Genomic DNA, 16,198 nt, shown 5'->3' with positions numbered 1-16,198 from the left:
ATTAATTGAAAAGGCTTAGAAGCATGAGCAAGTTGACCTCAGCGGAGCGTAAAGCTCGCGACAATGAACGTTTCTCACAACGTGTAAACGACCGCAGAGAAAAAGGCGAAGACGTAATTGCTTACGCACTGACCAACAAGAAAGCTGTAAAATTCCTGACTAAGTCAGAAAAGAAACGCTTCAATGAAGCAAAAGTCATTCGCCAAGAAGAACAGCGAGTGAAAGATCAAGAAGAACTCAACAGAATCGAAGACTCATTCACGACCAAACAGTTCGACGACGAGTAATCTGATTTCAAAAGCGCTTATCCCGCGTAGTAAAACCAAGCAAGCCTGATCTCAAATTATTATGTCAGGGTGGGCACAAAAATGTGCGACAATGCTCGGCGTAAATTCATATTTAAGGTTTATTATGAAACTTCTAGTTCGTAACCTATCGCGCTCTACTGCAGAGCAAGACATCCGTGTTCTATTTTCTGAGTTCGGCTCAGTAAAAGAGTGCAGCCTAGTTTTAGACCAAGACACTGGCGAATCTAAAGGCTTTGCTTTTGTTGAAATGCCAGAGCATGAAGAAGCGAAAGCGGCACTAAACAAGCTGAACATGTCAAAGCTTGGCAGCAACACGATTCGTGTAAAAGTCGCTAACTCTTAATTAGAGCAAGTGCCTAGCAAAGGCTGGTTGTTAGCTGATAGCTTAAGATTGGTTCTTAACTGCAGATTGGTTGTTAACAGTAGATTGCTCGTTAATAACAATCGTCAAATAACGGGTCTCTTTATCTGGCTTCACCGTAAGCTCAGATAATAAAGCCCGTAACGATATTTCGCTGAAAAAGTATAATATCGTTACGGGCTTTTTGCTGCTCGCAATTTTATTTTCACGATATTATACAACACAACCTATTCACTTATAGTTCGCGCTTACAGACCTTCATGCTCATCAATAGCACGCCTTGCTTCTGCCATTGAACATCCTGATTCTATCACTAACTGCGCGACCGTCATCGAAGGTGTTGCCGCTAACAGCAAAGCCAAACACACCAAAGGTTTAGGCAGTACTTTGTCTATCGCAATGGCGATCCAACCGTCTTTTTCGTGGGTCAACATCGTTTTTAATTGAATGAGTTGATTTTCTTCACCTACCAACAACCAATTACGTGAACGACGAACTCGCTTTAGCTGGCATCCACACTCAGTCGCATTCGCCATGACTTGGCCTTTATCACTAACACGATGAACAAAACTATTTAAAGGGACGCTAAACATAACTTATATAAGGAACTCGACACTTGGGCTTAGTATTATACCAACCACAGCAAACAATTGTTCACCCTAGCTTATACAGCAAAGCGTAACGAAAAATTATCCTATGGTTTCTGGCATGATCTCAGTTCTTATCACAATTTCTGTTTTTACCGAGTTCGCGATAAAGCAGTTTTTATGCGCTAAATGATGAAGCTTATCGAGTTGCTTAGCGGTTGGTTGTTTAGTACCTAAAAAAACAATCTCAGGTCGAAGAGTCACCGTGGTAACCGATGAGCGGCCTGATTCATCTTCCTCAAGCACACCAACAGCATCATCCACATAGGAGTTGATCACGTACTTCTGCTTCGCGGCAATGCCCAAGAAAGTCAGCATATGGCAGCTAGAAAGTGCCGCGATGAAGGCTTCTTCAGGGTCAACATTCGCTTCTACAGAAAACGGCAGTTGCACAACATGAGGAGAAGACGAAGCAGGTACAGTGACACCACCATCGAACTCCCACGTATGACCGCGACTGTATTGGTTATCGCTAAAGACCTCATCGTCCGCTTTTTGCCAACGAATGACTGCTCCGTATTCAGACATAATACCTTCCCTTTTTAATGCTCAATAAATTAACGATCAGCAGGGTGATTGACACCATCGTTGGTCACCACATCACCGATATCAAAAGGGTTCACCCCTTCCAAACAACCGATATTAAAACCATATTCATTTGGGCTTGAACGGCGTTGATGATGGGTATAGATGCCGCAGTTGGAGCAAAAGTAATGCTTAGCGGTATTGGTATTAAACTGATAAAGCCTAAGATGCTCCGCACCTTTGAGGATCTTGATGCCATCCAGCGCAACAGAGCCCACAATCGCGCCTCGACGACGACAGATAGAACAATCACATCGGCGTGGCTTTTCGATTCCGTTAGGCAGGCTGAGTTCTAATTCAACTACGCCACAGTGGCAAGTTGCCTTATGAAAAGGTTGGATAACCGTGTTACCGACGACTTTCATTTCTCTCTCCAATCACGTCCTTGTGTTGCAGATATCATAACCAGATCGATGATATCTGTCCGTAATCTGGCGCTGAGTTCGAGAGATCCGTCATAGGTTGGGAAAGGTAACTCAAAATGACATGGAGAGTTTGAGGTAAATTAAACACCCACGTCATTCCATATTGAAAAAGGAACCAAGTTACTTAAAGAAAACTCCCAGAGAAGTAATAACAACGACACCCAGAATCAGTCCAGAGAGCGACTTACTAATTATTGGCAATTGAATAAAGCCGCTTAATCGATTTGATAAAACAAAGCGTGTCCTTTAAAGGAACTTGAGCATAAAGCATTGAATAAGCAGACTTTTCGTCGTCCCATAGCTTTTCAACGCGGGAAAAGTACCCGCGTTGAAACTGTATCGTCTTATTATTTTGCGCCCAAGAAAACTGAACCATATTCTGGGGATACAGTGAATCTAAACAACTACCAGACTCACAAGGAACCTCTTTAAGGAAGTTTATCAAGTTGTAGTTTTGGCAAAAAACTGTCGATGAGTAAGCTCATGAACCGCCCCTCCATCATCCACTAGTCCGACACATTTTCCTCCGGTGTAGAGCTCTTTGTCGTAGACAGCCACATCGAAGCCTTGTTTTAAACAATTATGAGCCACAGCCAAGCCAGAAATCCCAGCACCGAAAATGGCAACTTTGACCCGCGTGGGGCCGGTGCTAACACCGACCTCACTTTCACTCTCATTGACATAATGACAGGTCATGTTTTCTCCTTAAACTATCGGTTAAAGATGACATGATTCGCGAGCTCTAAACGATATAGGTCGTGATTCGGAAGCTGATTTAATACCGGGTTGATGTCTAATTCAAACGGACTATTAGCCAGTGAACGATACATAATTAGGTCATCCCCAACAATCATCACTTTCGGTGTCGCACCCTCCCAGACAAGTTGTGCCGATAGGTTTAGATCACTGATATTAATTCCACAATCGTAAGTGCGAGAATGCAAAATACCATTTTCTATTTCGTATCCACCAACTAACGCGATTGGATGCTGAACGGTCGGAAAGACTATCGACTCATTCACCTCAGTAGCTGGTTGAGTTGGGAAAGTTATAGCGTCTTCGGCGTGAACAAAAGAAGCAGCAAGAAGGGTCACGAAGCCAAGAACGTTTTTCATTATATTTCTCCATTATTATATTCATTAGCGGGAATGTTCCCAAATAAGAATCTATATCAAATTCAACATCACAACTATTGGCTTATGTATTTTAATTCTGTGAGAAATACACCATTGATATGTAATGCGCTAAGAAGGTAAAAACTGATAAATATTAGAGAGTTAAATAGATAGAAAAGAAAAAAGTGACCAATTAGGTAGAAAAAGAAAGCCACGAGAATTTCTTTGATGTCGTAATTTATTCAGGTTCTGGATGAGTGAATTGATAAACCTGAGTAATTAAATATGCTTTAAATCATAAAAAACTCAAATAACAATTCAAAGGCTGCCTTACTAACATATTTATTATCAATATTTTATAAAACAGGGCGTTCTCTCACCTAAACTTGCGAGAAGACAGCTTGATCTTTCCTTCCGACCTCTATTTTTAGCGGCAAGAGGGGATTACATAAGAGGATATATTTCAATAAGGATGAAGTACGAACGTGTGACGAACAGAGAGGAATGATGTCATCTTCGATAAAGAGATCTTTTCACTGACAGACCTCTCATCATAAACATTTGCCGCCAGACAAAGCTGGCCAGCATAGAAGCTTCACTATTGATAAATTAACAATAATTGTTCTCAGCCTGACCTCTCGACCAAACCAGTGAAGTTCTCAAGAAGATAATCCAAAAACAGCCGAATACGTTTCGGCTGATATTTCTTGCTGATGTACACCACATTCAAGTCGGCGCTTAATACGGAAGTCGCGGTATTAAAGTTTTTCATGTAGCCATTAAGCAAAGTCACAAGACGCTGGTTATTGATGTCGTCTTGTACATCCAGTACCGACTTAAGCGCAATACCCTCACCTTTTAATGCCCAGTAGCGAATCACTTCGCCATCGTCCGAAAAGCGCTTGGGTACAACCGTTACGGCTTTCTTTGTGTCATGGTCTTGGAAGTGCCATGTCTTGAGTTCTTCATTGCTGCGCAGCATCGCCAAACAATCGTGCTCGACCAAATCTTGTGGCTTGATCGGCGTGCCGTGTTTCGCGAGATATTCTGGTGAAGCGCACAGCACTCGTCGGCTCGGAGATAAGCGTCGAGAGATTAAACTGCTGTCGACCAATTCCCCATAGCGGATCACGATATCCATACCTGACTCAGCAATGTTCGACAGGTTGTCGTTCAGATAAAGGTAAGGGATAACGTCGGGATACTGCTGACAGAACTCAGAGAGAATAGGAAGAATATACTGCTTGCCGATGTCTTTCGGCGCGGCGATTTTTAACGGACCTTTGACCTCTTTAACGCCATTTTGAATCAGGTTTTCAGCCTCGCTGACATTATCTAGTATCTCCAGACACGCCTTGTGATACAACTCGCCTGAGTCAGTTAAAGATACATGTCGCGTGCTTCGATTCAACAACTTCACACCATAACGCTCTTCCAACGCCTGCAGCCTTGCTGTCATGGTCGCAGGAGAAAGCCCTAACTCTCGCCCCGCCGCTGCTAACCCATGATGTTTAACAATGCTCACGAACATCACCATATCTGAAAACTTGTCCATTCACCTCTCCTGCTATTCAGCTGTTCATCTGTTCATCTGTTCAGCTCTTCCGAATAATAAATTTATATTTTAGCCAATTATCAATTTTAGTCGAACAAATATAATGACAACCATCAGCAGAACACGCAGGAATTCAGACCATGAACAACACACTAGCGAACCAAGAAAAGAGCACTTTCGTCATCATTGGCGGCACATCAGGTATCGGCAAAGCATTAGCGATGCAATTGAGAAACGAAGATAACACGGTACACATAGCTAGCCGACACACAGGTGTTGATATCAGTAATGAAAAGTCGATTTGCGAATACTTCGAATCCATTGGTCCATTCGATCACTTAGTGGTCACGGCAGGCTCATCCGCTCCCGCGGGAAAAGTGACAGACGTTGCTATCGAACACGCAAAGTCTGCATTTGATACCAAATTTTGGGGCAGCCTAAACGTTGCTAAGCATGCTGCGCGTTACATGAAACCCAACGGTTCTATCACACTCACTACGGGCATGTTGTCACGTAAAGTGGTTGCAGGTACTTACGTAAAAACCGCGATTAATGCAGCGCTAGAGAGCGTAACTAAGGTGCTTGCGAAAGAACTATCACCGATGCGAGTCAACGCCGTCAGCCCCGGCTTAACCATGACGGCAGCCTACAAAAATATGGACGACACCGCTCGCTCAGCGATGTACGACAACGCCAAGAGTAACTTACCCTCAGGCAAGGTTGGCGAAGCTTCAGAGATCGCCATGGGTTACCTATTCGCGATCAATAACCCATACGTGACAGGCTCAATCATCGACATCGATGGCGGCGCGCTGCTCGGCTAAAACACCTCGTAAAGACACAAAGAACAATCGTTAGGACGTGTATCTAAACGTCCTAACAAACAAGAATTTAAATAGGTAACTCATCATGAAACAAGAAACTATCCATAAAGAAAAGATTCCATTCCAAGTTTGGATACTGACACTCGCGGCTTTTGCGATTGGCACTGCTGAGTTTGTTATCGCAGGCATTCTTCCACAAATTGCAACCTCCCTTTCGATCACAGAAGGCCAAGCGGGCTATCTAATCAGTGCGTATGCGCTAGCTATCGTCATCGGCGGGCCAATCTTAACAATCTATCTTGCTCGCTTTAATAAGAAGATGGTTCTGATTGGGCTAATGGCACTGTTCATCATCGGCAACGTGTTATCAGCCCTAGCGCCAAGCTACCCATTGCTGCTGGCAAGTCGTGTTATCGCAGGCTTAGTACAAGGTCCTTTCTACGGCATCGGTGCCGTTGTCGCGACCAATTTAGTGTCGGAAAAAATGGCAGGTCGCGCCGTTGGTCAAATGTTCGCAGGCTTGACGCTCGCCAACGTTCTTGGCGTTCCTGCGGGTACATGGGTGAGCTTGCAATTCGGCTGGCACACCACTTTCTTTACCGTGGCAGCACTTGGCACGATTGCGATGATCTCTATCCTAACCTCAATCAAATCAACGGGTCACAGCGAAGCGAAAGACATCAAAACTCAGCTCATGGCGTTCAAAAATCCAATGCTGCTTATCAGCTTGGCAATCACTGCTTTTGCTTGGTCTGGCTTCATGACGCTTTACGGATACCTTGCGCCAATCGCTATGCACATCACCGGCTACGGTCAAGAGTCTGTTACTTGGATCTTAGTGATTGTGGGTGTTGGTTTAATCATAGGTAACACCTTGGGTGGGCGCTCTTCAGATAAAAACCTAGGTAAATCTTCAATGTTTTGGGCAGTCGCAATGATCGTTTCATTGGTTGTGGTTGGCCTTGTGGTAGACAACAAAATCCTATTCGTTGCAGCTGCATTTGTCTTTGGTATTGCATCATTTGCGAACGTTCCTGCCATGCAACTTCGAGTGATGAGTCACGGTGGCGAAGGCCAAGAGCTAGCAGCAACAGCCAATATCTCAGCGTTTAACTTGGCCAATGCCTTTGGAGGATTTCTTGGTGGCATGGTACTCGACAGCCAACTAGGCGCAGGAATGATTCCATTCGCAGCCGTTGTTGTCCCTGTAATTGGCTTACTGCTTATCGCCAAAGCCAACCGAGCTGACAAGCCACAGAGCAGCTCTATTTTCAGCCCAGCAGAAAGCAAATAACGCTGCTTATAGCCCGAACACAAAACTAGAGACCACTGAATTAAAAAACACTGAATTAAAACAAGGTAGAAACCATGAACCAATTATTCGAAACATCAGAACTCAAAGGCCTAAAACTGCAAAACCGCGTGGTTATGGCACCCATGACACGCGCTCGTACTAGCCAACCTGGAAACGTGCCAAACGATATGATGGCAACCTATTACCAGCAACGCGCTAGTGCCGGTTTAATCATAACTGAAGCAACGCAGATCTCAGACGACTCTCAAGGCTACTAATTCACACCCGGCGTTTATACCGACGCTCAAATCGAAGGTTGGAAATCAGTAACCACAGCCGCAAAAGAACAAGGTGCTGCGATATTCTGCCAGTTATGGCATGTCGGCCGCGTCTCTCACCCTACCTTTCAAAAGGGCGAACTGCCGATTGCACCGTCAGCTTTGGCTCCAATAGAAACTCAGGTTTGGATTTCTGATGAGAATGGAAACGGCAACATGGTGGATTGCATCCAACCCAGAGAGATGACCCAAGCCGATATCGACCGTGTGATTCACGATTTTGCTAATTCATCGAATAAAGCCATCGAAGCAGGCTTTAATGGTATCGAGATCCATGGCGGTAATGGCTACCTCATTGATCAATTCCTAAGAACGAACTCAAACAAACGAACCGACCACTACGGCGGCAGCCGCGAAAACCGACTTCGTTTTCTAATTGAAGTCGTGGATGCCGTGATTGAAGCGATTGGTGCGGATAGAGTGGGTGTGCGTTTAGCGCCGTTCATCACCTTCAAAGACATGGATTGCCCAGACATCGTGCCAACAATTTTAGAGGCATCAAAGGCGCTGCAAGCGCGTGACATCGCTTACCTGCATTTATCAGAAGCCGATTGGGATGATGCGCCTGTGATACCTGAAAGCTTCCGTGTAGAGCTAAGAGAACTCTTCTCTAACACAATCATCGTCGCTGGTAGCTACACACGAGAACGCGCCGAAGAAGTATTAAGTAAAGGCTACGCGGATCTCGTCGCATTTGGTCGCCCATTCGTGGCAAACCCAGATCTCGTTTCACGCCTACAAAATGGCAGCGAGCTAGCACAACTCGATGGCGCCACCCTATTCGGCGGAAACGAAAAAGGCTATATCGATTACCCAGCGTTGTAGTAGATTTTAAATTGATAGAACGGCCTTAGATTTTCCTTCAGGCAAAAGAAAGGCTCGCATGACTAGTGCGAGCCTAATGCAGTTTAGGGGGTAAACCACAATCTGATATTAATTAGGGGTAATTATTTAACTTATGAGCCAGTATGCACTTGCGCGCATTGATATTCTATTTTTAAATGATTCACTGCAATTAATCAATCGATAAAAGTTAGCATTTGGTCAATTTAAACCATATTAGTTACAGTGATTTAGTGAACAGCGTCTAGAAAAACACCACAAACCCCCAGATAAATCAGGTTTATAGACTTCTCATTTGCCAATAACCCTCACCATTGGTTGCGAGCTGACGATGTAAGTAATCAAGTGTGCCAGCAACCTGTCCGACAATGCCTTGTGGCGGATTAAACAGCAACAAACCGCTGCCGATCAGGCGATCATCACCCTTGGGATCGCGCAGTCGTAATTCCGATTTAATCGGGCTTGGTAGCAAACCATCCTTCACCGCTGTCACGCAGTGGTTCAAAATCAGTGAGCTTTTGTCATCGGTATAGAGTGGATACCAAATCAGTGCGGATACCTTCTCAGACTGTAGATACGCCTTAACCAAGGCATCAATCACCGCGAGATATTCAGAATCGGTTTCGTAAGGCGGGTCGATCACGATCAGGTGATGATTATCGTGCTTTGCCACATCATCAGGCAGCGCTTTGAGCCCATCGCCGGCGGTAATCGTGAGCTTGCTTGAGACATCGAGATCGCGTTGCAGCTTCTCAATATTGGTTTGCAGTAGGTCGGCTTCATCTTGCTGAATATCTGAAAAATAGAAGCTGTCTTGGCTGCGACCTTGTTGATATGCGATGGCAGCAGAACCGGGATACAAAGAGATAAGCCTATTCGGATTGTAGTATTCCAATACCGACATAAAAGAAGCGAATGATTCTGGAAGGTAAGCCTTATTTTGCCAAAGATACCCGACCCCTTCCGCAAACTCGCCCGCGTGATTGCTTGGTGCTGTAGTGAGGTCATAACACCCTGTACCAGAGTGTGTGTCGATAACATTGAGGCGTGAGTGTTGCTGCATTAATGATTTAACTAGTGCACTCAATACTGGATGCTTGAGTGCATCCCCATGGTCGCCTACATGACATTGATGTCGATATTCCATTCCTTTGCCTCATTTTTACTGACGTCATCTAAACATACTTCATATCACACGCGGTTGCCTATTCAATCCATCGTTTTTTGAAATAGCTTCTCTTTTCACTAACTGTCTGACTCTTATAAAAAAATAAAGCCCCTCGTATTGTTATAAACGAAGGGCTTTATTGACGTTACTGACTCAGTCGTCCTGTGAACGAATGGATAACCTAAGGGTAATCACCCTCAACTTCTACTGGCGCTTTCACTTGATAGTGACAAGGCTGTAGGCCAAGTAACTTAGGTAGTGTGATGCCGACAGAAACTGAAGACCACGTACCGCTGACAATGCCGACAACCAATGCAATCGCAAAACCTTGCAGCGCAGCGCCACCGAGTAGCCAAAGCGCAGATACGGTGATTAAAGTTGTTCCTGAAGTCACCATGGTGCGTGAGAAGGTTGCTTTAACCGATTCATTGAGCAAGTTGTCAGTATCACCGTTTGGATTGCCGCGAAGCATTTCACGAACACGGTCGGCAATGATGATCGAGTCATTCAACGAATAACCCAAAATCGCCAACACAGCCGCTAACACAGTCAAGTTGAACTCGAACTGAGTAAAAGCGAACAGACCCAAGATAAGCGTCACGTCGTAAATGATTGCAGCAAGAGCACCCAGTGCCAAACGCCATTCAAAACGTACACTCAAGTACAGCATGATCATTAGGAAACACACCAATACCGCCAAGCCACCTTGGTCAACCATGTCTTGACCCACTTGAGGGCCAACCACACTGCTGTTAAGCACTTTTACTTGGTCACTCACCGATGACAAAGCATCCACTAAGTTTGGCTGTGGAGCGTCTGTCAGTTGGCTGTAACGAATCGTCCAGCGATCTTGTTCTGCCATACCAACCACTTGAACGTCTTGTTGGAAAGCCGTATCAAGTTTGGTTTTTAACGCATCTTTGGTTACTTGATCAAAGAGTTGAACTTCAGCAACCACACCGCCAGTAAAGTCCAAGCCCCAGTTAAAACCTTTCACTGCCACCAGCATCACAGAGCTCATGAACAGCACAATAGAAATCACAGACATCATCTTACGAAGGCGCGTCATGTTTTTATCTGAAAGATATCGGTCTGAAATAGTCATATTTGAAATACTCATGCTTAAATCCTTACATCGTGGCGTTGGTCACGCCCCCAAACCAAATTGATGATCGCTCGTGAAGCAAAAATGCCCGTAAACATACTGGTTAGAAGACCTAAGCCTAGGGTCAGAGCGAAGCCCTGAATCGGTCCATTACCAATGGTATATAGAGCCACAGCAACGATCATGGTGGTGACGTTAGCATCGAAAATAGAAGAGAACGCACTGTCAAAACCACGATCGATGGAGCTAGCAAAGCTGCGGCCTTCTTTCATCTTGTCTCGAATACGTTCGAAGATAAGCACGTTAGTATCCACCGCCATACCGACGGTCAGTACCAAGCCTGCAATACCCGGCAGAGTTAAGACTGCACCCGGTAGTAAAGCAATCAAACCAAACAATGTGGTCATGTTGACGATCAACGCGCCGTTCGCGACCCAACCAAGGCGGCGATACCATAGCGCCATAAACGTTAAAGTCAGACCAAGGCCAAGCGCGAGAGCAGCAAAGCCGTTAATTACGTTTTCCGCACCCAAAGACGGACCAATGGTACGTTCTTCAATGATGGTCACTGGCGCAGTCAATGAACCCGCACGCAGCAGTAACGCAAGCTCTTGTGCTTCAGCCAAGCTGCCAGCGCCAGTAATTCTGAAGCGGCTGCCCAGTTGAGACTGGATGTTTGCCACACTGATCACTTCACTGTCTTGCTTGCTGTTGCCTGCTCTATCACGACTGTATTCGCTGTACACAGTTGCCATTGGCTTGCCGATGTTATGACGAGAGAACTCAGACATTTTCTTACCACCAGAAGAATCTAGGGTAATGTTTACTTCAGCGCTGCCCATCTCACCAATGCCACTACGAGCATCGATAATATGTTCACCGCTCAGTACTGCTTTGCGAGCGACAACGACACGGTTGCCCTCTGTATCTTTTAGCGTTTGAGTATTGCGCGTTGCATTGTCGTACACCGAATAGAACGCTAATGAAGCCGTAGCACCAATCACGTCTTTCGCAGCTGCAGGGTCTTGAACACCCGGAAGTTCGATGCGGATACGGCTTTCACCTTGACGTTGAATCGATGCTTCTGTGATGCCTAATTCTTCAATACGGCTGCGCATGATTTGCAGGTTTTGTTGAACGGTCAGGTTGCGTAGCGTTCTTTGCTCTTCTTCAGACTGAGTTAACGTCAGTGACTTATCTGAGCGATCACGCAGCCAATGTGGGAACTCTTCACGAATCAGCTTCTGTGCTTTTTCAAAATCGGCGTCGGTACGGAAATCAAACTGAACTTGGTTGTTCACCACTTTACCGCGGGCATAACGCACTTCGCTGGTGATCTCGTCGACCATCGCTTGCGCTTGCGCGTGATAAACAGGCTCCATATCCACTTCTAATAAGAACTGCACACCACCACGTAAATCAAGGCCTAACTGAATCGGCGCAAAACCCATGTCTGTTAGCCATTTAGGTGCTGCTGGCTCCATCGCTAACGCAACGGTCGCGTTATCCAATAGGCGCTCATTCAGCACCTCTTTGGCTTTCGCTTGTTGTTCAGCATCTTCTAAGATCACCACTAAACGTTTGTCTTTTTGAAAGGCCGATTTGGCTTGGATGCCTTCGCTCGCAAGGTATTGAGTAATTTGAGTCGCATCGATGGTCTGCTCAGAGCGATTGCTGATTTGAACCGAGGCGTCCTCACCAAACCAAGAAGGTAAGGCACTTAGAATCATGATGATGGTGGCGATAAGCACCACGTATTTCCACTTTGAGTAGTGGTTAATTTGTTTTCTTGGAATGCGTTTTTTCACAGTCAAGATCTCTTCTTTTTACCAATCACCGTAAACACGTGCTCAACAATAGCGCCGGAATAAAGCAGTGATCGAGCATTTTAACCAGCTAGGGTGGCCAGTTATTTACTGCGATTGGTATAACTAATGTTTTGCGAACACGAACGTCAACTAGTCACAACCAGAACAAGCTGATTGAGTAATAGTGAAGCTAATAATTGTGTCTCGCTATATTGGGTTAATTGGCGAGTTGAACGGGCGCGAGGCGACCATCGATACCACCAATTTAGGGTCAAACGATTAGCTAAGAAGTTCTCGGAAATGCGAGTATTGAATGTTGCCCTCTTTCCACCCAGAAAGCCGGGAGGACGGAGAACTCACAATGCTGGTCCAGTGCTGCTTAGAATCCAACAACGGCGTGTTGAAGAGCAGGGAAGCCAGTATTGAAGGGGGAGAGAAGTCGATCAGTAGATGATACGCAGGCTCAAGGTCGGCCACGCTTTCTTGCTCATTGCTGAGCATACGTCGAAAGGCTGTCGCTTGAAGGCTCGATTCAGTGTCGTGATAGTTGGAACTGTTATCTAATGACGTGGTGCCAAACTGAACCTTATCGCACTCTAAATAGGCCGACGGATTATCCGCAGTTGCCTGTTTACAAAGATCATTCTGCGAAGATTGCTCTTGAGCCGAATGAATTTGGAATGGTTTAGAAGGAAACGAATAGCCGTTAGAATTCACTAAACCAAAGCTCAGTAAAAACAACATTAAGACTAATCGGGTACCCAGTTTAAGCAATCTAATATCCAAACAACATTCTCGTAGATCGTCAATCTACAATACAAATGAAACGCTGTCTTGATTTAAAACATTTTTTTAGAAAATGATTCGATGCAACCGATTAAGCGCTCTCACAATTTAGATTTACATAGATCTAAAAGTACTTAGCAACAGGTGGTGTATAGGTGTTACGAATGGTGGAAACAAGAAAGCCAAGCGGTGCTCGCTTGGCTTTGGGTTAAGTGTTTCTGTTGGCTTTAGGCTTTAGGCTTTAGGCTTTAGGACGCATGATGTTCTTAACCTTGCGGCTATTTTCACCAAAGATGTGTTGGACAAGTTGATTCATGTCTTCACGAGAAATCGAGTTAACCGTCGCTTTCACGTTAAACAAGGCTTCTACACCATAATCGTGCAAAAGATAACGAGACACGAACCATGCTTGGTCAACAACGCTAGTATCTAAAGGCGTAAAATCCGCTTCTAATTGCTTGCCAGCCGCTCTAATCTCATCATGTGAGACGCCCTTCAGAAGGTCTGCAACCACTTTATCAATCGCGACTTCTATCTTATCGGCATTTTTAGGGTCGATCATCGCACCAATAAACCAGTCATGGCTTGTATCACCATCTTGAGATGCATAGTAAGCATAAGGTGAGTAATCTAGACTTAAATCTTCACGTATGTACGCGTCTAAACGAGTAACAAGCAGGCGTTGCAGCATGTCTTCCATAAAGATATCCTTCGCCGTTTGCCCTCTTACTATTCCAGTATGAGCTGAAGGCTCCGCAATGACTCTTAGCATGTACTCAGTGCTATTAGCCGTGTTGACCGACAAATCAATACGCGCTTTAGATGGGTGCTTGTACGCGACGTTAAAGTCCGGCACAACGGCTTTTTCCAATGGAATAGAAGCCAAGTACTGGCGAACCAGAGGTTTGAGTTCACTTGGATCAATGTCGCCCACAATAACCAGCTGATTATTTCGGAATTGACCAAACAACTGCTGATGGACGCTCTTTATCTCTTCAACAGAAACCGTTTCCACACTTTTACTATCGAGCAACACATGATCACTGTCCGCTTGATAAGTATTTTGGTTCATTGCATATGCGAACTGACCAGTCGGGCTTGCTAAGTAAGAATCTCGATTTTGAATGAACTCTTGTTTAACCGCCTCAAGTTGCTCTGGCGACACTTTAACTGATGTAACGATCGCGTTGAGTGCAGCAAAAGTTTCCGCTAAGCCACCACTGTTGAGCTTAAATTCGACGCCATGGCGGGTAAAATCGATAAACGGATAAACCTGAATATCTTCACGATCCAAATGCGCATCAAGCTCCGTTCCTGAAAAACTGCCAACACCACTTCTACCTATAGCAGGAAGGACTAACTCTGTCGCTGGGTATAAGCTAGGATCAATTGCTGCCTTACCACCTAAGCTTGTGTAATAAATACCTATGTCATCGCCTGCAAGATAGTCACGCATATACCACATCTCGATACCATTGCTAAGCGTCCACTTTTGAACATATGGGTCTACATACATCTGTTCCACTAACTCAATATCGCCTTGCGAACTAGGAACAGCAAAAGCACTGCTGGTCACCGAAAACAACGGTTTGGTACCCTTTTCGCTATAAGTTGCTTTCAAGCTCTCGATGGCTTGGGTAACCGCAACTTTATCTTCACTTTCATTCATACCAACCACTACGAAATAGTCGCTAGAAAGCAAAGCCTTAATATTGGCATTAATCACATCAAGATCGAGATTTGCGACAAACTCTTCAAGGCTCGCTTCATAGTCTCGTTGTGATTGCACGATTTGTTCGTTCACTAAAGCCGTCGCTTTCTGGTTAGCGTGCTGTACGCTGTCCATATTGTCCCAATCGATCTCAACATTATCGAGTAAGTCTTGATAATAATGCTGTTCGCTAATTATCTCATTTTCAGAGACGCCATAATCACGCAGAGATGCCAATGTGGCGATTAGCTCCTTTTGAGTTACCTCACGAGCGCCGACAGGAAAGCCAACATCCACGAATGAATAGCGCTGATATTCCATAGAATAATGTTTGGAACTTATCCATTGAGTTGGCAAAGCCGCATCATTGAACTTGGTATTGAGTCGCTGCCTGATCAGTTGTTGTGCAGTCTCATCAAGCCAAAGTTGATGCTGTTGCGCACGAGTGTCAATCGCACTCGCTCCTCGGTTGATCATCAAAGAGATACTTGGCGCTTCCGACTCTGCATATTCAATATAATCACCTTCGTTAAAGGTGGTAATTCTTTGTTTTACTGGCTTGGGAGTTTGTCCACGCTGCCAGTCTGAAAACTTCTGTTCAATTAATGGAATGACGGTTTTTGTGTCAATGTCACCGGAGACAATCACCTCAACGTTCTGAGGTTGATACCAATTCTGATAAAAGCTATTTAGCCCTTGGGAAGTCGCGCTGAGCACAGACTCTTTAGTACCAAGTGCACCTTGGCCTTCATACTGACCACCCTCAATGAAGTGGTCAAAAAACTGTTCTGCGAATGGCTTGTCGTCTAAGCGTGCATAACGGAACTCACCAAGAATCACACCTTTCTCTTTTTCAACTTCTGAACTTGATAGATCCAGAGCATCACCAATGTCTCGCATCCACGTCAGGGCAGACTGTAATTGGACATTGTCAGGTAAATCTAATTGATACACAGTTTCTTGGTAAGAAGTGTAGGCATTGATATCAGCACCAAAGCTAGCGCCTGCATCTTCGAATAGACGAATCACGTCATTTTGAGAGAAATTTTTACTGCCATTGAATGCCATGTGCTCCAAAAAGTGCGCATAACCTTTTTGTTGGTCAGTCTCTTGGAACGAACCCGCGTGCACGACTAAACGAACAGATACGGATTCTTCATGATCTGGATAAACATGGTAGGTAAGGCCATTTTCTAGCTGGCCTGAAGTCCATGCCGGATCCGGCTGGATTGGCGTTTCGGTGGTTTTTGATGTTGAGCTACAGCCAACCAAAGTTAGGCATAGTGCCGTCGCTAAATAATATGTTTTCATAACAACCTCTTAAT

Annotated in this window: 14 protein-coding genes and 2 pseudogenes; 5 read left to right on the top strand and 11 right to left on the bottom strand. The window is 44.9% G+C overall.

What is annotated here, in order from left to right; all coding sequences use genetic code 11:
- Window positions 1-23 precede the first annotated feature (23 nt).
- Both ACMAZD_RS19275 and ACMAZD_RS19270 read left to right on the top strand, forming a co-directional pair.
- A complete protein-coding gene (locus ACMAZD_RS19275) occupies window positions 24-287 on the top strand; it encodes a DNA polymerase III subunit epsilon (RefSeq protein ID WP_435250212.1) in 264 nt (87 codons plus the stop codon).
- 124 nt (window positions 288-411) lie between these two features.
- On the top strand, window positions 412-651 hold the full coding sequence (locus ACMAZD_RS19270) for an RNA recognition motif domain-containing protein (RefSeq protein WP_435250211.1): 240 nt from the start codon (window positions 412-414) through the stop codon (window positions 649-651).
- 266 nt (window positions 652-917) lie between these two features.
- Here ACMAZD_RS19270 and ACMAZD_RS19265 read toward each other — a convergent pair whose 3' ends face one another.
- The 6 genes and pseudogenes from ACMAZD_RS19265 to ACMAZD_RS19240 form a co-directional block, all read right to left on the bottom strand.
- A complete protein-coding gene (locus ACMAZD_RS19265) occupies window positions 918-1,262 on the bottom strand; it encodes a ribosome recycling factor family protein (RefSeq protein ID WP_435250210.1) in 345 nt (114 codons plus the stop codon).
- A gap of 96 nt (window positions 1,263-1,358) precedes the next feature.
- A complete protein-coding gene (locus ACMAZD_RS19260) occupies window positions 1,359-1,844 on the bottom strand; it encodes an OsmC family protein (RefSeq protein ID WP_435250209.1) in 486 nt (161 codons plus the stop codon).
- Window positions 1,845-1,873: 29 nt separating this feature from the next.
- Complete coding sequence (locus tag ACMAZD_RS19255) at window positions 1,874-2,266, bottom strand: GFA family protein (protein WP_435250208.1); 393 nt, start codon at window positions 2,264-2,266, stop codon at window positions 1,874-1,876.
- A gap of 259 nt (window positions 2,267-2,525) precedes the next feature.
- Window positions 2,526-3,022: pseudogene (locus tag ACMAZD_RS19250) on the bottom strand (NAD(P)-binding protein); the annotation flags it as partial.
- Between the two features lie 14 nt (window positions 3,023-3,036).
- Complete coding sequence (locus ACMAZD_RS19245; protein ID WP_435250207.1) at window positions 3,037-3,441, bottom strand: hypothetical protein; 405 nt, start codon at window positions 3,439-3,441, stop codon at window positions 3,037-3,039.
- 625 nt (window positions 3,442-4,066) lie between these two features.
- Entirely contained in the window at window positions 4,067-4,996 is a 930-nt protein-coding gene (locus tag ACMAZD_RS19240; protein ID WP_435250206.1) for a LysR family transcriptional regulator, read from the bottom strand.
- 140 nt (window positions 4,997-5,136) lie between these two features.
- On the opposite strand from ACMAZD_RS19240, the gene ACMAZD_RS19235 reads away from it, so the two are divergent.
- The 3 genes and pseudogenes from ACMAZD_RS19235 to ACMAZD_RS19225 all read left to right on the top strand — a co-directional run bounded on the left by ACMAZD_RS19235 (window position 5,137) and on the right by ACMAZD_RS19225 (window position 8,277).
- Complete coding sequence (locus ACMAZD_RS19235) at window positions 5,137-5,820, top strand: SDR family oxidoreductase (RefSeq protein WP_017107997.1); 684 nt, start codon at window positions 5,137-5,139, stop codon at window positions 5,818-5,820.
- Window positions 5,821-5,905: 85 nt separating this feature from the next.
- Complete coding sequence (locus tag ACMAZD_RS19230) at window positions 5,906-7,114, top strand: MFS transporter (RefSeq protein WP_435250205.1); 1,209 nt, start codon at window positions 5,906-5,908, stop codon at window positions 7,112-7,114.
- A gap of 74 nt (window positions 7,115-7,188) precedes the next feature.
- Window positions 7,189-8,277: pseudogene (locus ACMAZD_RS19225) on the top strand (alkene reductase).
- 298 nt (window positions 8,278-8,575) lie between these two features.
- Here ACMAZD_RS19225 and rlmJ read toward each other — a convergent pair.
- From rlmJ to ACMAZD_RS19200, 5 genes are all read right to left on the bottom strand, one after another.
- Window positions 8,576-9,442, bottom strand: a complete 867-nt coding sequence (gene rlmJ, locus ACMAZD_RS19220; protein ID WP_435250204.1) for a 23S rRNA (adenine(2030)-N(6))-methyltransferase RlmJ — start codon at window positions 9,440-9,442, stop codon at window positions 8,576-8,578.
- 202 nt (window positions 9,443-9,644) lie between these two features.
- Window positions 9,645-10,583, bottom strand: a complete 939-nt coding sequence (secF, locus tag ACMAZD_RS19215; RefSeq protein WP_435250203.1) for a protein translocase subunit SecF — start codon at window positions 10,581-10,583, stop codon at window positions 9,645-9,647.
- Window positions 10,584-10,585: 2 nt separating this feature from the next.
- Entirely contained in the window at window positions 10,586-12,382 is a 1,797-nt protein-coding gene (gene secD, locus ACMAZD_RS19210) for a protein translocase subunit SecD (RefSeq protein ID WP_435250202.1), read from the bottom strand.
- Window positions 12,383-12,655: 273 nt separating this feature from the next.
- Window positions 12,656-13,120, bottom strand: a complete 465-nt coding sequence (locus ACMAZD_RS19205) for a hypothetical protein (protein ID WP_102414202.1) — start codon at window positions 13,118-13,120, stop codon at window positions 12,656-12,658.
- A gap of 283 nt (window positions 13,121-13,403) precedes the next feature.
- On the bottom strand, window positions 13,404-16,184 hold the full coding sequence (locus ACMAZD_RS19200; protein ID WP_435250201.1) for a M16 family metallopeptidase: 2,781 nt from the start codon (window positions 16,182-16,184) through the stop codon (window positions 13,404-13,406).
- Window positions 16,185-16,198 lie beyond the last annotated feature (14 nt).

Source organism: Vibrio sp. nBUS_14, assembly GCF_051201655.1.
Classification (GTDB): Bacteria; Pseudomonadota; Gammaproteobacteria; order Enterobacterales; family Vibrionaceae; genus Vibrio.
The sequence above is the reverse complement of the archived record's forward strand: the minus strand, read 5'-3'. Positions and strand labels throughout refer to the sequence as shown.

What these genes read in the sequence shown, in the direction of transcription:
- ACMAZD_RS19275 (WP_435250212.1), top strand. Translation starts at nt 24, where the DNA reads ATGAGCAAGTTGACCTCAGCGGAGCGTAAAGCTCGCGACAATGAACGT.
- ACMAZD_RS19270 (WP_435250211.1), top strand. Translation starts at nt 412, where the DNA reads ATGAAACTTCTAGTTCGTAACCTATCGCGCTCTACTGCAGAGCAAGAC.
- ACMAZD_RS19265 (WP_435250210.1), bottom strand. Translation starts at nt 1,262, where the DNA reads ATGTTTAGCGTCCCTTTAAATAGTTTTGTTCATCGTGTTAGTGATAAA.
- ACMAZD_RS19260 (WP_435250209.1), bottom strand. Translation starts at nt 1,844, where the DNA reads ATGTCTGAATACGGAGCAGTCATTCGTTGGCAAAAAGCGGACGATGAG.
- ACMAZD_RS19255 (WP_435250208.1), bottom strand. Translation starts at nt 2,266, where the DNA reads ATGAAAGTCGTCGGTAACACGGTTATCCAACCTTTTCATAAGGCAACT.
- ACMAZD_RS19245 (WP_435250207.1), bottom strand. Translation starts at nt 3,441, where the DNA reads ATGAAAAACGTTCTTGGCTTCGTGACCCTTCTTGCTGCTTCTTTTGTT.
- ACMAZD_RS19240 (WP_435250206.1), bottom strand. Translation starts at nt 4,996, where the DNA reads ATGGACAAGTTTTCAGATATGGTGATGTTCGTGAGCATTGTTAAACAT.
- ACMAZD_RS19235 (WP_017107997.1), top strand. Translation starts at nt 5,137, where the DNA reads ATGAACAACACACTAGCGAACCAAGAAAAGAGCACTTTCGTCATCATT.
- ACMAZD_RS19230 (WP_435250205.1), top strand. Translation starts at nt 5,906, where the DNA reads ATGAAACAAGAAACTATCCATAAAGAAAAGATTCCATTCCAAGTTTGG.
- rlmJ (WP_435250204.1), bottom strand. Translation starts at nt 9,442, where the DNA reads ATGGAATATCGACATCAATGTCATGTAGGCGACCATGGGGATGCACTC.
- secF (WP_435250203.1), bottom strand. Translation starts at nt 10,583, where the DNA reads ATGAGTATTTCAAATATGACTATTTCAGACCGATATCTTTCAGATAAA.
- ACMAZD_RS19205 (WP_102414202.1), bottom strand. Translation starts at nt 13,120, where the DNA reads ATGTTGTTTTTACTGAGCTTTGGTTTAGTGAATTCTAACGGCTATTCG.
- ACMAZD_RS19200 (WP_435250201.1), bottom strand. Translation starts at nt 16,184, where the DNA reads ATGAAAACATATTATTTAGCGACGGCACTATGCCTAACTTTGGTTGGC.